The organism is Ochrobactrum quorumnocens (assembly GCF_002278035.1).
GTDB lineage: Bacteria > Pseudomonadota > Alphaproteobacteria > Rhizobiales > Rhizobiaceae > Brucella > Brucella quorumnocens.
Map to the genome: position 1 here is coordinate 938,846 of NZ_CP022603.1, position 14,082 is coordinate 952,927.

Genomic DNA, 14,082 nt, shown 5'->3' on the forward strand with positions numbered 1-14,082 from the left:
CTCCCTAATATTCTGATCTATCGAGAGGAACGATGTCGATTGAGAAAGCTGGTAACGACCGGGTAGTAATAAGTCGGGTTCTCGTAAAACGGCATATGGCTGGCATTTGGCACCACATGCAGTTCGGCATTTTTCAAGGCAAGTTTCATGCGCAGCGCGCAGGCAGGCGTCAGCTCATCATGCTCACCAACCGTGATCAGCACCGGAACCTCGATCTTGCCGAGATCAGGCAGACGGTTCCAGTCTTTCAGATTACCCGTATAGAGAAACTCATTCGGACCTTGCATCGTGCCGTATGGCCCCATGTTCCAATCATCCAGCGAACGCCTTACAGGTGCTGGCCAATCCGACAGGCGGCATACGTGGCGATAATTGAGGATCGTGATCGCCGCCGCATATTCCGGGTGATCGAGCGTTCCCTGCGCTTCATGCTTCTGCATCATCGCAACAGTTTCTGACCCCAGCGCACTGCGTAACCGCTCTAGTTCACTCACCAGATGCGGCATGTCCGCGACCGTATCTTCAAGAATAAGTGTCTTCAGATTTTGTGGATAAGTCAGTGCATAATCAATTCCAAGCCAACCGCCCCAGGAATGACCAAGAATATGCACCTTACCAAGACCAAGCGCCTGACGGACGGTTTCAGTTTCCTCGACATAGCGCGCGATTGTCCACAATGCAGGATCAGTTGGCCGATCAGACGCACCCGTGCCAAGCTGATCGAAAGCTACCACGCGGTAGCCGTCGTCGATCAGACACGAATGCGCATCTCTTAAATAGTCGCACGGCAAACCGGGTCCGCCGTTGAGGCAGAACACCACCTCGTCTCCGGTTCCAAAACTATACGCCACCACCTTATGAGTGCCGACAGACACTTCATACCGGTTGTCCGGTTTCATCTCACGCCACATCTGTTCCCCGATCACCGCATCGACCCGTTTCCCGCGTCGAATTGTCGGCATCATTTTTCTTTTGATTTTGGACCGAATAACTAAACTACACCAGCTATAAGAAGTGATAGGATGCAATCGGGAGGTAGGTTTCGGAGACCGTGATGCGAGACGAGATTGAGACCTTCAGACAGAACTTTACTGCTCACCAAACGCTCGATGGGCGCATTGATGAGATATTTCAGGCTATGAAACCGCTTGGCTTCGAAGCCCTCATCTACGATTACACCCCATCCGCTTTCGACATGAATGGCGACATGATGGGACCGTCGCTGATGAAACTGCGCAATATCAGCGATGACATGCTCGAATTTTGGGCCGAAAAAGGCTATTTCCGCATTGATCCGGTTCAGCGCCTCGCGTGTAGGGCATCTGTACCATTCTTCTGGAATTATGATGAGCGGGCTGAATCGCTGCTGCAGGAATTCATGACGGAAGACACAGCACCCGTCGCAAACTATCTTCATGAGCGCGATATATCTGCAGGCGTCACCGTTCCCATTCATATGCCACATGGCGATTATGCGACCGTCACCGGTGTATTTTCTGGCCCACGATCCGATTTCAGACAGCGCGCTTTGCGCTATGTGGCCGATTTCAATCTGATGGCACAGATTTTCCATCAAAGCGCATATGAGCTTTTTGACGAACATACTCGCGGCATTGGCAAGGTGCACCTCACAGTTCGCGAACGCGAGTGTCTGCGCTATGCAGCTGAAGGCCTCTCAGCGAAAGAAATCTCCCGTATCATCGACAGATCCGTTCCGACAGTTGTGATGCATCTCAATGCCGCCGCCAAAAAACTGGGGGCAAAGAACCGCACTCAGGCCGTTGTTCGAGCGACACGTGCGCGACTGCTTGATGCCTGATTGCGGCCTGGCGGTCTGTTTCCGATATTTGCATCCCTAAGACACAGACGTCGATCATATGTAAGGCTCAATCCACTAGACCTATAAGTTATGATAGCTGCCGCCGCCAAAAAAGCGGCGCTATGGTTCTCCAAAAACGCACAAATGGAGGACCAATTGGCTTCAATCAATCAGACGGAAGGCTTCGCCACTTTCCGCGATTATCAGACTTGGTACCGCATTACCGGCTCACTCGATTCAGAAAAACTCCCGCTCGTCGTCGCTCATGGCGGCCCCGGCTGCACGCATGATTATGTGGATGCCTTTAAGGACATCGCAGCACTCGATGGTCGTGCGGTCATTCATTACGACCAGCTCGGCAACGGCAACTCCACACGTCTTCCTGATAGGGGCCCCGATTTCTGGACCGTGAATTTGTTTCTGGAAGAACTGGACAACCTTCTGAAACATCTCAGCATTCAGGATCGCTATGCCTATCTGGGACAATCGTGGGGTGGAATATTGGGCGCTGAACATGCAGTGCGAAAACCGGATGGCCTCAAAGCACTGGTGATCGCCAACTCACCTGCCAACATGCGAACTTGGGTCGCGGAGGCCAACCGCCTACGGCGTGAACTCCCTTCCGAAGTACAACAAACTTTGTTGAAACACGAAGAAGCAGGCAGTCTGACCGATCCTGAATATATCGCCGCTTCGCGGGTATTTTACGATCGTCATGTCTGCCGCGTAAGCCCATGGCCAAAGGAAGTCGCGCGAACCTTCGCCATCATGGATGAAGACAATACCGTCTATCGCAACATGAATGGCCCGACCGAATTCCATGTGATTGGCACGATGAAGGACTGGACGATTGAAGACCGTCTCAACCGAATTCAAGCACCAACGCTTGTCATCTCCGGTCGTTATGACGAGGCTACCCCTTTGGTGGTGAAACCTTACGTCAACAATGTCCCGGGTAGTGAATGGGTGCTTTTTGAGGAATCGAGCCACATGCCACATGTGGAAGAACGCGATCTTTGCATGAAGACAGTATCGATGTTTCTGAACAATTTTGAGACAGCTTGAGCTAAACAGGTCGCCAGACTGAAGATCTGGCGACCTGTTGCATATCTAGAATGAAGCCTTTTCCATTTCCGGCAACACGGTGAAGAGATCCCCGACGAGGCCGTAATCGGCAACCTGGAAGATCGGAGCTTCCTCGTCCTTGTTGATCGCAACAATCACGCGGCTGTCTTTCATGCCTGCAAGATGCTGGATCGCGCCCGAGATACCAACTGCGATGTAAAGATCAGGTGCAACCACCTTGCCGGTCTGACCAACCTGCCAGTCGTTTGGTGCATAGCCCGCATCAACTGCCGCACGGCTGGCACCAACCGCAGCACCAAGCTTGTCAGCAACAGGCAGGATCACTTCCTGGAATTTTTCCGATGAACCAAGTGCACGACCGCCCGAGATAATGATCTTGGCAGAGGTCAGCTCCGGACGATCACCACCCGAAAGCGCGTTCTCAACAAAGCTCGACAGTGCCGGATCGCTCGCAGCATTCACGCTTTCAACTGCAGCCGAACCACCTTCGCCGGTAGCCTGGAACGAAGCCGTACGAACGGTGATGACCTTCTTGGCATCAGTTGACTGCACAGTCTGGATTGCATTGCCTGCATAGATCGGACGCTTGAAAGTGTCAGCGGACACCACTTCCATGATTTCAGAAAGCTGCATCACATCGAGAAGTGCTGCAACGCGTGGAAGCACGTTCTTGGCCGAAGTGGTTGCTGGTGCGATGATCGTGTCGTACTGGCCTGCAAGTTCAACAATGAGTGCTGCCAATGGCTCAGCCAGACGGTTTTCCAGCGCATCGCTTTCAGCCAGCAGAACCTTGCGCACACCGGAAAGCTTTGCAGCTGCGTCAGCTGCAGCTTTCGCACCCTTGCCTGCAACCAGCACGTCCACATCGCCACCGATTTTACCGGCAGCCGTCAGTGCCTTTGCGGTCTGATCGGAAAGGCTTGCATTGTCATGTTCGGCAATAAGAAGAATAGCCATTTATCTTGTCCCTTCCGATTTCTTACAATACGCCATCGGCCTTGAGCTTCTCGACCAGTTCGGAAACCGAACCGACCTTGACGCCCGCCTTGCGGCCACCCGGTTCTTCAGTCTTCAAGACCTTAAGACGCGGCGCAATATCAGCACCGAAATCGGCAGGCGACTTTTCATCAAGTGGCTTCTTCTTGGCCTTCATGATGTTTGGCAGCGATGCATAACGCGGCTGGTTCAAACGAAGATCAACTGTCACAATGGCTGGAAGCTTCACATCAATGGTCTGAAGACCGCCGTCAACTTCGCGGGTCACCTTGGCCGAACCGTCACCCAGTTCAACTTTCGATGCAAAAGTTGCCTGGCTCCAGTTGAGAAGCGCCGAAAGCATCTGACCAGTCTGGTTGGCGTCGTCATCAATCGCCTGCTTGCCCAGGAACACGAGGTCTGGCTGTTCAGCCTCGACAACGCCTTTCAGCACCTTGGCAACACCAAGCGGCTCGACAGCTTCATCAACCTTGACCAGAATGGCACGATCCGCACCCATGGCAAGCGCCGTGCGCAGCGTTTCCTGTGCCTGTGCCGGGCCAACCGAAACCGCGATGATTTCCGTCACCTTGCCTGCTTCCTTAAGACGGATCGCTTCTTCAACTGCAATCTCGTCAAAAGGGTTCATCGACATCTTCACGTTCGATAGCTCAACGCCCGAACCATCACCCTTAACACGGATCTTTACGTTGTAATCTACAACCCGCTTTACTGCGACGACTACCTTCATAAGGCTAACCTCTCATTCAAATAGAAACATGGTTTTGCGTCATCTGCATGTTAAACGCGTGCACGCTTGGCTTCCGGATCGTAAGGCGACTCTTCAATCACGCGAGCCTTGCGCATTTCACCCAGAACCGGGATCTCAAGTTCAGTTCCCGGCACACCCAGTTCCAAAGGTAGCAGCGCCAGCGCGATATCATGTTTGAAAGTGTACGAATAACTGCCCGATGTAACACGGCCGACGAGCTTGCCGTCATGATACACGCATTCCGAGGTCAGCGTGCTCGCACCATCTGTTTCGACGGCAAGCGTCACGGAACGCTGTTTGATACCGCGCTCCTTTTGTACAAGCAGGGCTTGTTTACCGATGAAGTCGCCCTTGTCTAGACGGATAAAGCGTTCAAGACCGCTCTCCCAAGCACTTAACTCAGGATTCATGTCGCGATACATCGCACGATAGGATTTATCGAGACGCAGCGACTCCAGTGCATGCAGACCGATGAGACGCAAGCCATGCTCTTTGCCTGCAGCCAGCAATGCTTCCAGCAAATGCCGCTGATAAGCGAGCGGATGATAGAGTTCCCAACCAAGCTCGCCTTCGTAATTAACGCGCAGTAGACGCACGTCACTGGCAAGCCCGACCGTTCCCGACTTGATGCCAAACCACGGAAATACCTCGTTGGACAGATCAATCTCTGTCAGCGACTGCAGAACCTCGCGCGCCTTCGGGCCGACGATGGTGAAGCAGCCACGGTCATTGGTAACGTTGCGCAAGCTCACGCTGCCGTCCTTGGGCAGAAGCTTTGACAGATCATCGAAATTCCAGCGTTCGGCACGCGGTGTGGAAATCATATAAAAGTTGTCATCATCCATGCGAGCAACGACATATTCGGCCTGCACTCCGCCCGTTTTCGTCAGATGATGGGCCAGATTAACCCGGCCCACTTTCGGCAGTCGATTAGCAAGAATACCATCAAGCCACGCTTCTGCACCTGGACCACTGACTTCAAACTTGGTCATGGGCGTCATCTCGACGAGGCCTACCGCATTGCGCACGGCCTCGACTTCCTCGGCAACATACTTGCCCTTTTCAGTCCAGCGCCAGCTGTACTGATCCTTGGCTTCCACGCCCTTCGGTGCAAACCAGTTCGGCATTTCCCAGCCATTGAGGCAGCCCCAAACTGCTCCGAGCTCAGTCAGCCGATCATAGGACGGCGCTGTTTTCTGCGGACGCGCTGCAGGCATATCCTGACCCGGATAATGCTGATCCGCATGAGTACCCCATGCTTCTCGCACCTTTTCACGGGTCCAGTTCTTGTTGGCATAATCACCGAAGCGGCGCGGGTCGAGTTCGCTCGTATCGATACTGTTGCTTCCTTCAACGATGCGCTCAGAGAGATAGTAGCCGATAGCACCACCCCACAGAATTCCGCCAGGCACACCTTCTGCGAGCCAGACATTATCCAACCCCCAAGCAGGCCCGACCAGCGGCAACTCGTCGGCTGTCATCTGGAATGGTCCGCGCACATTGGCCTTAATGCCAACGCGGCCAAGCGTTGGCACAAGTTCCATCGCCCGTTCCCAATTCCACGAAACGGAGTCAAAATCTTCTTCCAGCAGGTCGGCACCGAACCACTCAGGCACACCGTTTTCAGCAAACAACTTCAGATGTTCGGTCTTTTCGTAAGGTCCAAACATCAGGCCATCGCCCTCTTCGCGCAGGTAGCCTTCAAAACCTTCATCACGCAGGATCGGCATTTCCGGCAAGCCCTGACGCTTGCGCTCAATCACTTCGGGTACGGCATCGGTGATCCAGTACTGGTGGACAATCGGAATTGCCGGAATATCAAGCCCAAGCATCGCGCCGGTCTGACGAGCATAGTTGCCGGTGGCTGAAATGATGTGCTCGCAGATGATGTCACCATTATTGGTTTTCACCTTCCACTCGCCGCTCGGCAGACGCTCGAAGCCATTTACCTGTGTGTTGAGGTAAATCTTGGCACCATTGTCGCGTGCACCCTTGGCAAGCGCCATGGTCACGTCAGCAGGCGCGATATGGCCATCGTCAGGATGATAGAGTGCGCCAAGCATATCAGGATTGTTTTCAAGCAAAGGCCATAACTCACGAGCACGAGCCGGAGACACGAGTTCTGCCCGAATGCCCTGCACCTCGGCGACACTCATATAGCTTTTATATTCGTCAAGCCGGTCGCGTGTGTTGGCAATGCGCAGCTGTCCGCATTTGTGCCAGCCAACATGTTGTCCTGTCTCGGCTTCCAACCCTTCATAAATCTCGATCGACTTGTTGATCATTCGACCGATATTGATGTTGCGTGCATAAGAAGGGATCAGGCCCGCGGCGTGCCATGTCGAACCGGCGGTAAGCTGGGTACGTTCCAACAGAACGACGTCTGACCAACCTCGTTTTGCCAGACCGTATAGAATTGAGGCACCAACGCACCCTCCCCCGATGACCACCGCGCGTGCATGAGTCTGCATTCCAAGTTCCCTTCCATGTCATATTTTGTGGGGACGACCAGCGATCAGACTGAGCAGCCAGACGGTCCCGTTTGGCATTACATTACAGAGGGTTCTCGACGCTGTGAGCTTGATAAAAAATCCGCATAGGTATAACTTCAGATTATGCATAGACTCCGCTCGCTGATCCCCTCTGCCAACTATCTTTTCGTGTTTGAGGCGGCGGCTCGCCGTCTAAGCTTCACGGCGGCTGCAGAAGAGCTGAATGTCAGCCAGCCCGCAGTGAGCAAGACCATCAAATTGTTAGAGGAAGCGACCGGTCTAAAGCTTTTCAGGCGCGACCGCAGTCGTCTGGAGCTGACAGCTGAGGGGCAAAGGCTTTATCGCGAAACGCAGGAAGCGTTCGATCATCTGCACATGGTCATCTCTTCCATGCGCAAGAAGCATTCGCGCGACATTATTCGGGTGTCGTTCTCGTCGTCTTTTGTGCAGCTCTGGTTGCTGCCGCGTTTGAAAAGCTTCAAGGAAAAACATCCCGATGTGGCCCTTCGCATCGAGGAAAGCAGCCGGGACGATCAGGATATGCTCGAAGAAGACATCGACGTTTCGGCCCGGCTAGGGAATGGCAAGTGGCCCGGCATCCATTCATGGCCTTTTGTGACCGAGGAAGTATGGCTTGTTTGCAGCCCGTCCTATCTGGAAGAACACGGAGCAATCAAATCCCCGCAGGACCTCCTCAACCACACATTATTGCATTTCGAGGAACGGCATCGGTCGCGGCTTGGATGGCGAGAATGGCTTGAACGAAGCGGTGTACCCAACCCGCGTATAGAGCAAGACTTTGTCTTCACCGACGCGCTTAGTTCCATTGAAGCCGCAGTATTTGGACAGGGCATCGCACTTGGCTGGAAGCATCTCGTTCGTGACCACATCGCGGCCGGTCGTCTCGTCCCCGCAATCGATATTTTCAACCGATCCGGTGATATTATTCATCTTGTCATGCCAGCCCAGCGCCCACCAAAACGAGGCGCTGAACTGTTTCGCGACTGGTTGCTGGAACAAGGCGCAGATGCCGAATTTGGCATTTAAAACCTATCCCGAAAATCGCTTCGAACTTTTGCTGGGAACGCTTTGATTATTGTGCAAACACAACGGTTTTATGCCCATTCAGCATAACGCGGTTTTCTGCATGCATCTTTACCGCGCGCGCCAGAACCCGGCTCTCGATATCACGACCCGTTGCCACAAAATCCTCAGCACTCATGGAGTGCGTCACCCGCTCGGTTTCCTGTTCGATAATAGGGCCTTCATCAAGGTCTGGCGTTACATAATGCGCGGTCGCACCAATTAGTTTCACGCCGCGTTCGAATGCCTGATGATACGGCTTGGCACCCTTGAAGGATGGCAAAAACGAATGATGAATATTGATGATTTTGCCGAACAGACGGTTCGAAAGATTATCTGAGAGCACCTGCATATAGCGGGCGAGCACAACCAGATCAGCCTGGCTTTCCCGCACGAGATCAAGCAACCGCGCCTCTTGCTCAGCCTTGTTATCTTTATTCACGGCCCAATAATGATATGGAATTTGAGCGCTTGCGGCAGTCTCTCGGCTATCCTCGTGGTTAGACACCACGGCGACAATATCGGCATTCAGCCAACCAACCCGGATTTGATAGAGAAGATGCAACATGGCATGGTCGAACTTCGACACCATAAGCACGATCTTTGGTTTGCGGTTCGCGTCAGCAACCGTGAATTTCATACCAAATCGTTCGCCGGCTGGCTTCAATGCGTGCTCTATGGCATCGCGTGACATGCCAAGCGGAGCAGTGAAAGCGATGCGCATGAAAAAGCGGTTGGTCAGCTTGTCACGGAACTGATTGCTTTCGGCAATGTTGCCCCCCACTGCGGCAAGTTCGGTTGTGATTGCCGCCACGATACCAGGCTTGTCATCACAATCCAGCGTCAGAACAAAAAGTGTAGGATCGATGCTGGCCACGGGCCGCACCTTGACTGACATGTCATTCATGATTGTTCTTTCTGAAATTTCACGAGCCTTTGGCGGATTTGCCGAAAGCGTAGTCACCAACCTTGGGCACGAATTTCGAAGGCATATAACCGTTCGGCTTATCGCCAACTGAAACACCCGTATTGAGGATACCCGCCTGATAATCTGGGACAAACAGCGAGTACGGATAAGTCGGTTGGATCGCACTCGCCTCATCCAGCTTCATGCGCAGTTCGTCGGGGATCGTAAACGCAAGCGCACCGAGATTATCATCCAGCTGGGTAAGCTTGCTTGCGCCGATGATAGCGGCGCCAATACCGGGCTGAGTGACGACCCAGTTAAGTGCGATCTGAGCCATTGATTTTCCCATAGCGTCGGACGCTTCAGAAAGTGCAGCAACGATACGCATATTGCGCTGAGTGAAGAGCCCTAACCCCTCAGCATTATTGCGATTGAGACGCCCCTCACCGCCCGCACGGTATTTGCCAGACAGAAGCCCCATAGCCAATGGACTCCAGGCGGTAATGCCCATTCCAAGATTCTGTCCGAGTGGCACAAATTCCTGTTCAATGCTGCGTTCGGCCAGCGAATACGGCAGCTGCAGGCTGATCGGTTGCGACAGTGCATGTGCTTCCGCCCATGTTTGCGCCCGCGCCGCATACCAGGACGGCACATCGGACAGGCCACAATAACGGATTTTACCAGCGCGTATCAGATCATCGAAGCCGCGCATCACTTCTTCCACAGGGGTCATACCGTCCCATGTGTGTACCATATAAAGATCGATGTAATCGGTCTTCAGACGTTTCAGCGACTGGTCAACAGCACGCATCATGTTCTTGCGACTATTGCCACCCGCATTGGCATTGCCGGGCTGGAGATTGTTCGAATATTTGGTCGCAATCACTACCTGATCACGACTCGCAGTTTCCGTGACGAACTTGCCAACCAGAGTTTCGCTGAGCCCCGCGCCATAGGAGTCTGCAGTATCGATGAAATTGCCACCCACCTCCAGATAACGATTGAAGATGGTGCGGGCATTGTCTTCATCTGTGCCCCAAGAGCCGCCGATCCCTCTCACGCCCCCATTGCCAAACGTCATCGCGCCAAGCGCAAGACGGCTTACGCGCAGCCCGGATCGGCCAAGGAGGAAATAGTGATCAAGCGACATCGGGAAGCTCCTCTTTATCAAGCGGATTACATGAAGCCTTGATAAGGACGACAAGCAACAGTCTGCTGGACATAATTGATCATTGAGATGAAATCGAAAACTGGCCTACCCGTCACCTTCTGCACGGCATGTGCATAGGGTGGCAGATCACTGCATTCGAGCAGAATAGAGCGTACTTCCGGATTATCGCGAACCAGTTTTTTGGCAACTTCACAAACTTCGTGTTCGATTGCTGCTGAATCAAGAGTTCCTTTTTCTTCAAGGATCGCTTCGCGAAACTCGGCCTGATCTTCCATTCCAGCCAACACAACCGGGATCGTATCCGGGATGCCACTCGCAGCGAAATGGCGGGGTGTCAGGCGTTCTGCATTGGCAGTGATAACGCCCACCGTGCCACGCGCCACTGCATGCATGAACGGGATCTGCATCAGGCTCGACAGAAAGACCGGAATATCGACAGCTTCCGCAACCTCTTCCTGAAAATAAGCCATGAACCCACAAGCACCTGTAATGGCTTTGACACCGCGTCCTTGCAGCTCAAGCGCCGCTTCCACGAAAGCTTCGCGCAGCGCCGGATCACGCTGGTTCAGCAGACGATCAATGGACGCGCCGCGCACCTCCTGATAACGCACCGGATATTTATATGTAGTCGCATTGCCGACATTGCCGGGCACACAGGGATAGGCGGCATCCAGAATGAGGATGCCGACCTGTTCCCCATACCACGACTGGCTGTTTCGGCTGACCGCGTAAACAGTCATCGTTGCAGTCTCCGATATGAATTTGGTTGAGGTGGATGCAGCAGCAATCCGCTGCATCAAGTCGTAATCTTATCGACTATTCGATAAGCTTCGGAGCGCCAGTGTCCCCAATGCTTTCATCAAGACCATAGGATTCCAGGATTTTGGCAATCGTGCCATCCTTGTGCATCTCTTCGATATTCGCATCGAGCGCGGCGCCAAAATCCGTTGCACTTTTAGCGTAAGGCAAGCTTGCCTGTGCCGCTTCCTTAGTGGCTCGAATGCGATCGTCAGGCTGCGCAATCTCAACCTTGATGTCTTTCAAGTTGCCATTCTTGGCAGCATAAGCACCTGTCGAATAACCGTCGATACCAACATCAATACGACCGGAGGCGAGATCCTGATGCATGTTCACCGAGTTCGGATAAAGGCGAAGATTGGTACCCAACAGTTTTTTGGCATCTGTCACCCAGAGATAGCCCTGAACAGTGCCGACATTCTTGCCAACCAGTTCTTCGACGGTCTTGATCCCATCCTTGGAATAAAGGCCCATCTGATCCTTATAAAGCGGATAGGAAAGGTTCATCACCTTGGCGCGCTCGGCTGTGCGATACCAGTCACCGGTGGTAATATCGGCCTGACCAGACAGAACATACTGAATTGCCGCGGCCGGATCGACCGCAACAGGCTTCAACGTCAGACATTCGCGTTTGGCGAATTCTGTCGCGATATCGCCATCCAGCCCACTCATTTTGCCGCTTTCATCCATGAATGAATGCGGTGCATAGGTGGTGACGGCAATCGTCAATGTTCCCGGCGTAATGGTTTTAAACTCATGCTTCGGCTTGCAATCCTGTGCTAAGGCTGTTGCTGACAGCCCCATCAGAATGGCAACACTGATAATACTTTTGCGAATGATCCCGTTATTCATGTGCGACTCCCCTTTTGTTATTGTGAATTATCGCGCGGCATAAGCGGATGACCGCTTCTCCACGTAAGATACGATCCATGCCGCCGGAACGCAGATCGTGGCATAGAGCAACCCTGCCAACATCAGCGCGGGCATATAGCGGAATGTGTTGGCGCCAATTTCATAGGCATTGCTCACGAGTTCTGGCAGCGCGATAGTGAAACAGAGCGAGGTGCTCTGAAAGATCAGGATGGCAAAGCCCAACAGCGCAGGCAGCGCCACTCGCAAGGCCTGTGGCAACAAAACAAAGCGCAACTCATCCAGCATACTGAAACCCATTGCTTCAGCTGCTTCTCGCTGACCATGATGGATCGATTGCAGGCTGGCGCGTATGATTTCACTCGTATAGGCGCCGGTGTTCCAGGCCAAACCTATAACTGCTGCCGCAAAAGACGTCATTGTCAGTCCTGTTGAGGGCAGGCCGAAATACATGAACTGCAGAAGAACCAATGCGGGCGCACCACGGCCAATTTCAACCAGAAACAGGCTTACATAACGCGCAGTACGAGATTTGGCACCAACACCGAGCGCCAAACCAAGTCCAAGCGGAATGCCGATGGCGAGACTTAAAGCGGCAACCTGCAGACTGATTTTAAGGCCACCAAGAAGCGCTGGCATCCATTCGTAAAACTCATCCAGGGTGGGAAACATCAGCGGGCCACCTTTGCTCTCAAATAGCTGTCAGCAGAACGCGACAACCACGCAACCGGAAGGCTCAGGAAAATGTAGAACAGGCCAACCAGCGCGAAAACTTCAATGCCCTTGAAGGTAAGCTGCGATAACTGATTGCCGCGAAAAGCCAGATCCGCAACGCCGATGGTCGATGCGACAGCCGTTTCCTTCATAAGCCCTATCAGATAGCTCGCAGCCGAAGGCAGCGCGACCCGAAATGCCTGCGGAGCGACTACGTCAATCAATGTAAATCTGGTGCCGAGATTGAGAGCCGTTGCCGCCTCCCACTGACCATGATGGAGTGACGTCAGCGCACCGCGATAGATCTCAGCCATATTGGCCGACGCAATCAGGCCAAGGCCGATCAACGCTGCGACAAAAGGATTGATCGGCATGATGCCCATACCGATGCCGAAGAAAATAATGAAGAGCCACAGAATGGGCGGAAGAGCGCGCACGACCTGAATGAGGAAAGCCGCAATCCAACGTGTAGGTGCGAAGCTGGCTCTGCGTGCAGCCAATAATGGCACGCCGAGAATACAGCCGATGCCAAACGAACCTAGCGTTAAAGCAAGTGTCCAGGGCAAGCCACTCAGGATGAGAAGAACATTGTCTGCTGTCATCTGTCATGCACCGCACGAAGAAATCGCTTCGTGCGCTCCTCTTGCGGATTACGCATGATTTCTTTCGACGCACCTTTTTCTATGATCTTACCTTCGGCCATGATCATGACAGTGTCCGAAACATTTTCGGCAAAACCCATTTCATGCGTGACAACCAGCATCGTCATGCCGCTTTCAGCCAATTCACGCATCACAGCCAAAACTTCGAGGCCAAGTTCAGGATCGAGTGCGGAAGTCGGCTCATCGAATAGCATCACCTGCGGATCAAGCGCCAGCGAGCGCGCAATCGCGATACGCTGCTGCTGTCCGCCAGAACAACGCCCCGGATATTGAGTTGCTTTATCGGCAAGTCCGACACGCTCCAGCAGTTGAAGCGCCCTTTCATCAGCCTCAGCACGGCTACGCCCCAACACGCGCTCCTGCGGCAAGCTGACATTGCGTAGAACGCTCATATGCGGAAATAAGTTGAACGACTGGAACACCATCCCAACCGTGTTACGCAACTCTTTCAGCTGGTCCTTACGTGGCTGTTGCGTAGCATCAAGCTTCACCTTGCCCACCGCAATTAAGCCGCCGTCTGGCTGCTCCAGATAATTGATACAGCGCAACAACGTACTTTTGCCTGAACCGCTGGGACCGATGATTGCAAGGACCTCGCCCTGTGCGACATCCAGATCGATATTTTCGAGAACGCGATGTGCGCCGAAATGCTTGCTAAGCCTTTCAAGGCGAATAAGTTTTGGTGAGAGAGCGGTCAAAGTCGCCGTGTCAGACACCTGTGTCGGTCGCATTG

14 protein-coding genes are annotated in these 14,082 nt (G+C 53.3%); 3 read left to right on the plus strand and 11 right to left on the minus strand.

What is annotated here, in order from left to right; genetic code table 11:
• Positions 1-17: 17 nt before the first annotated feature.
• Positions 18-911 carry a proline iminopeptidase-family hydrolase gene (locus CES85_RS04455; RefSeq protein WP_095445696.1) on the minus strand — a complete coding sequence of 298 codons (894 nt, stop codon included), beginning with the start codon at positions 909-911 and terminating at the stop codon, positions 18-20.
• A gap of 143 nt (positions 912-1,054) precedes the next feature.
• On the opposite strand from CES85_RS04455, the gene CES85_RS04460 reads away from it, so the two are divergent.
• On the plus strand, positions 1,055-1,819 hold the full coding sequence (locus tag CES85_RS04460; protein ID WP_095444817.1) for a helix-turn-helix transcriptional regulator: 765 nt from the start codon (positions 1,055-1,057) through the stop codon (positions 1,817-1,819).
• 156 nt (positions 1,820-1,975) lie between these two features.
• The gene (locus CES85_RS04465; protein ID WP_095444818.1) at positions 1,976-2,884 is read left to right on the plus strand and encodes a proline iminopeptidase-family hydrolase; all 909 of its coding nucleotides are present in this window, start codon (positions 1,976-1,978) and stop codon (positions 2,882-2,884) included.
• Positions 2,885-2,929: 45 nt separating this feature from the next.
• On the opposite strand, the gene CES85_RS04470 is transcribed toward CES85_RS04465, so the two are convergent.
• Genes CES85_RS04470 through CES85_RS04480 form a run of 3 tightly spaced genes read right to left on the minus strand, consistent with a single transcriptional unit; the run spans position 2,930 to position 7,123 of the window.
• A complete protein-coding gene (locus CES85_RS04470) occupies positions 2,930-3,862 on the minus strand; it encodes an electron transfer flavoprotein subunit alpha/FixB family protein (RefSeq protein WP_095444819.1) in 933 nt (310 codons plus the stop codon).
• Between the two features lie 22 nt (positions 3,863-3,884).
• Positions 3,885-4,631, minus strand: a complete 747-nt coding sequence (locus CES85_RS04475) for an electron transfer flavoprotein subunit beta/FixA family protein (RefSeq protein WP_095444820.1) — start codon at positions 4,629-4,631, stop codon at positions 3,885-3,887.
• 50 nt (positions 4,632-4,681) lie between these two features.
• A complete protein-coding gene (locus CES85_RS04480; RefSeq protein WP_095444821.1) occupies positions 4,682-7,123 on the minus strand; it encodes a GcvT family protein in 2,442 nt (813 codons plus the stop codon).
• A gap of 144 nt (positions 7,124-7,267) precedes the next feature.
• Between CES85_RS04480 and CES85_RS04485 the strand changes: the two genes are divergently transcribed.
• Positions 7,268-8,191, plus strand: coding sequence for a LysR substrate-binding domain-containing protein (locus CES85_RS04485; RefSeq protein WP_095444822.1), 924 nt, complete (start codon positions 7,268-7,270; stop codon positions 8,189-8,191).
• 46 nt (positions 8,192-8,237) lie between these two features.
• On the opposite strand, the gene purU is transcribed toward CES85_RS04485, so the two are convergent.
• From purU to CES85_RS04520, 7 genes are all read right to left on the minus strand, one after another.
• The gene (purU, locus tag CES85_RS04490) at positions 8,238-9,134 is read right to left on the minus strand and encodes a formyltetrahydrofolate deformylase (RefSeq protein WP_095444823.1); all 897 of its coding nucleotides are present in this window, start codon (positions 9,132-9,134) and stop codon (positions 8,238-8,240) included.
• Positions 9,135-9,153: 19 nt separating this feature from the next.
• Positions 9,154-10,284 (minus strand): aldo/keto reductase, encoded by a 1,131-nt coding sequence (locus CES85_RS04495; protein WP_095444824.1) that lies wholly within the window; start codon positions 10,282-10,284, stop codon positions 9,154-9,156.
• Between the two features lie 26 nt (positions 10,285-10,310).
• The gene (locus tag CES85_RS04500; RefSeq protein ID WP_095445697.1) at positions 10,311-11,045 is read right to left on the minus strand and encodes an aspartate/glutamate racemase family protein; all 735 of its coding nucleotides are present in this window, start codon (positions 11,043-11,045) and stop codon (positions 10,311-10,313) included.
• 76 nt (positions 11,046-11,121) lie between these two features.
• The gene (locus CES85_RS04505; protein WP_095444825.1) at positions 11,122-11,955 is read right to left on the minus strand and encodes an ABC transporter substrate-binding protein; all 834 of its coding nucleotides are present in this window, start codon (positions 11,953-11,955) and stop codon (positions 11,122-11,124) included.
• A 27-nt stretch (positions 11,956-11,982) separates the two neighbouring features.
• Positions 11,983-12,645, minus strand: coding sequence for an amino acid ABC transporter permease (locus CES85_RS04510; RefSeq protein ID WP_095444826.1), 663 nt, complete (start codon positions 12,643-12,645; stop codon positions 11,983-11,985).
• On the minus strand, positions 12,645-13,289 hold the full coding sequence (locus CES85_RS04515) for an amino acid ABC transporter permease (RefSeq protein WP_095444827.1): 645 nt from the start codon (positions 13,287-13,289) through the stop codon (positions 12,645-12,647). The genes CES85_RS04510 and CES85_RS04515 overlap by 1 nt, the downstream gene beginning before the upstream one ends.
• Entirely contained in the window at positions 13,286-14,080 is a 795-nt protein-coding gene (locus CES85_RS04520) for an amino acid ABC transporter ATP-binding protein (protein WP_095444828.1), read from the minus strand. Before CES85_RS04520 ends, CES85_RS04515 begins: the two co-directional genes overlap by 4 nt.
• Positions 14,081-14,082: the final 2 nt, after the last annotated feature.

Bases quoted from the DNA above. Each gene is read 5' to 3' on its own strand.
- CES85_RS04455 (WP_095445696.1), bottom strand. From the start codon at position 911: ATGTGGCGTGAGATGAAACCGGACAACCGGTATGAAGTGTCTGTCGGC.
- CES85_RS04460 (WP_095444817.1), top strand. From the start codon at position 1,055: ATGCGAGACGAGATTGAGACCTTCAGACAGAACTTTACTGCTCACCAA.
- CES85_RS04470 (WP_095444819.1), bottom strand. From the start codon at position 3,862: ATGGCTATTCTTCTTATTGCCGAACATGACAATGCAAGCCTTTCCGAT.
- CES85_RS04475 (WP_095444820.1), bottom strand. From the start codon at position 4,631: ATGAAGGTAGTCGTCGCAGTAAAGCGGGTTGTAGATTACAACGTAAAG.
- CES85_RS04480 (WP_095444821.1), bottom strand. From the start codon at position 7,123: ATGCAGACTCATGCACGCGCGGTGGTCATCGGGGGAGGGTGCGTTGGT.
- CES85_RS04485 (WP_095444822.1), top strand. From the start codon at position 7,268: ATGCATAGACTCCGCTCGCTGATCCCCTCTGCCAACTATCTTTTCGTG.
- purU (WP_095444823.1), bottom strand. From the start codon at position 9,134: ATGAATGACATGTCAGTCAAGGTGCGGCCCGTGGCCAGCATCGATCCT.
- CES85_RS04495 (WP_095444824.1), bottom strand. From the start codon at position 10,284: ATGTCGCTTGATCACTATTTCCTCCTTGGCCGATCCGGGCTGCGCGTA.
- CES85_RS04500 (WP_095445697.1), bottom strand. From the start codon at position 11,045: ATGACTGTTTACGCGGTCAGCCGAAACAGCCAGTCGTGGTATGGGGAA.
- CES85_RS04505 (WP_095444825.1), bottom strand. From the start codon at position 11,955: ATGAATAACGGGATCATTCGCAAAAGTATTATCAGTGTTGCCATTCTG.
- CES85_RS04510 (WP_095444826.1), bottom strand. From the start codon at position 12,645: ATGTTTCCCACCCTGGATGAGTTTTACGAATGGATGCCAGCGCTTCTT.
- CES85_RS04515 (WP_095444827.1), bottom strand. From the start codon at position 13,289: ATGACAGCAGACAATGTTCTTCTCATCCTGAGTGGCTTGCCCTGGACA.
- CES85_RS04520 (WP_095444828.1), bottom strand. From the start codon at position 14,080: ATGCGACCGACACAGGTGTCTGACACGGCGACTTTGACCGCTCTCTCA.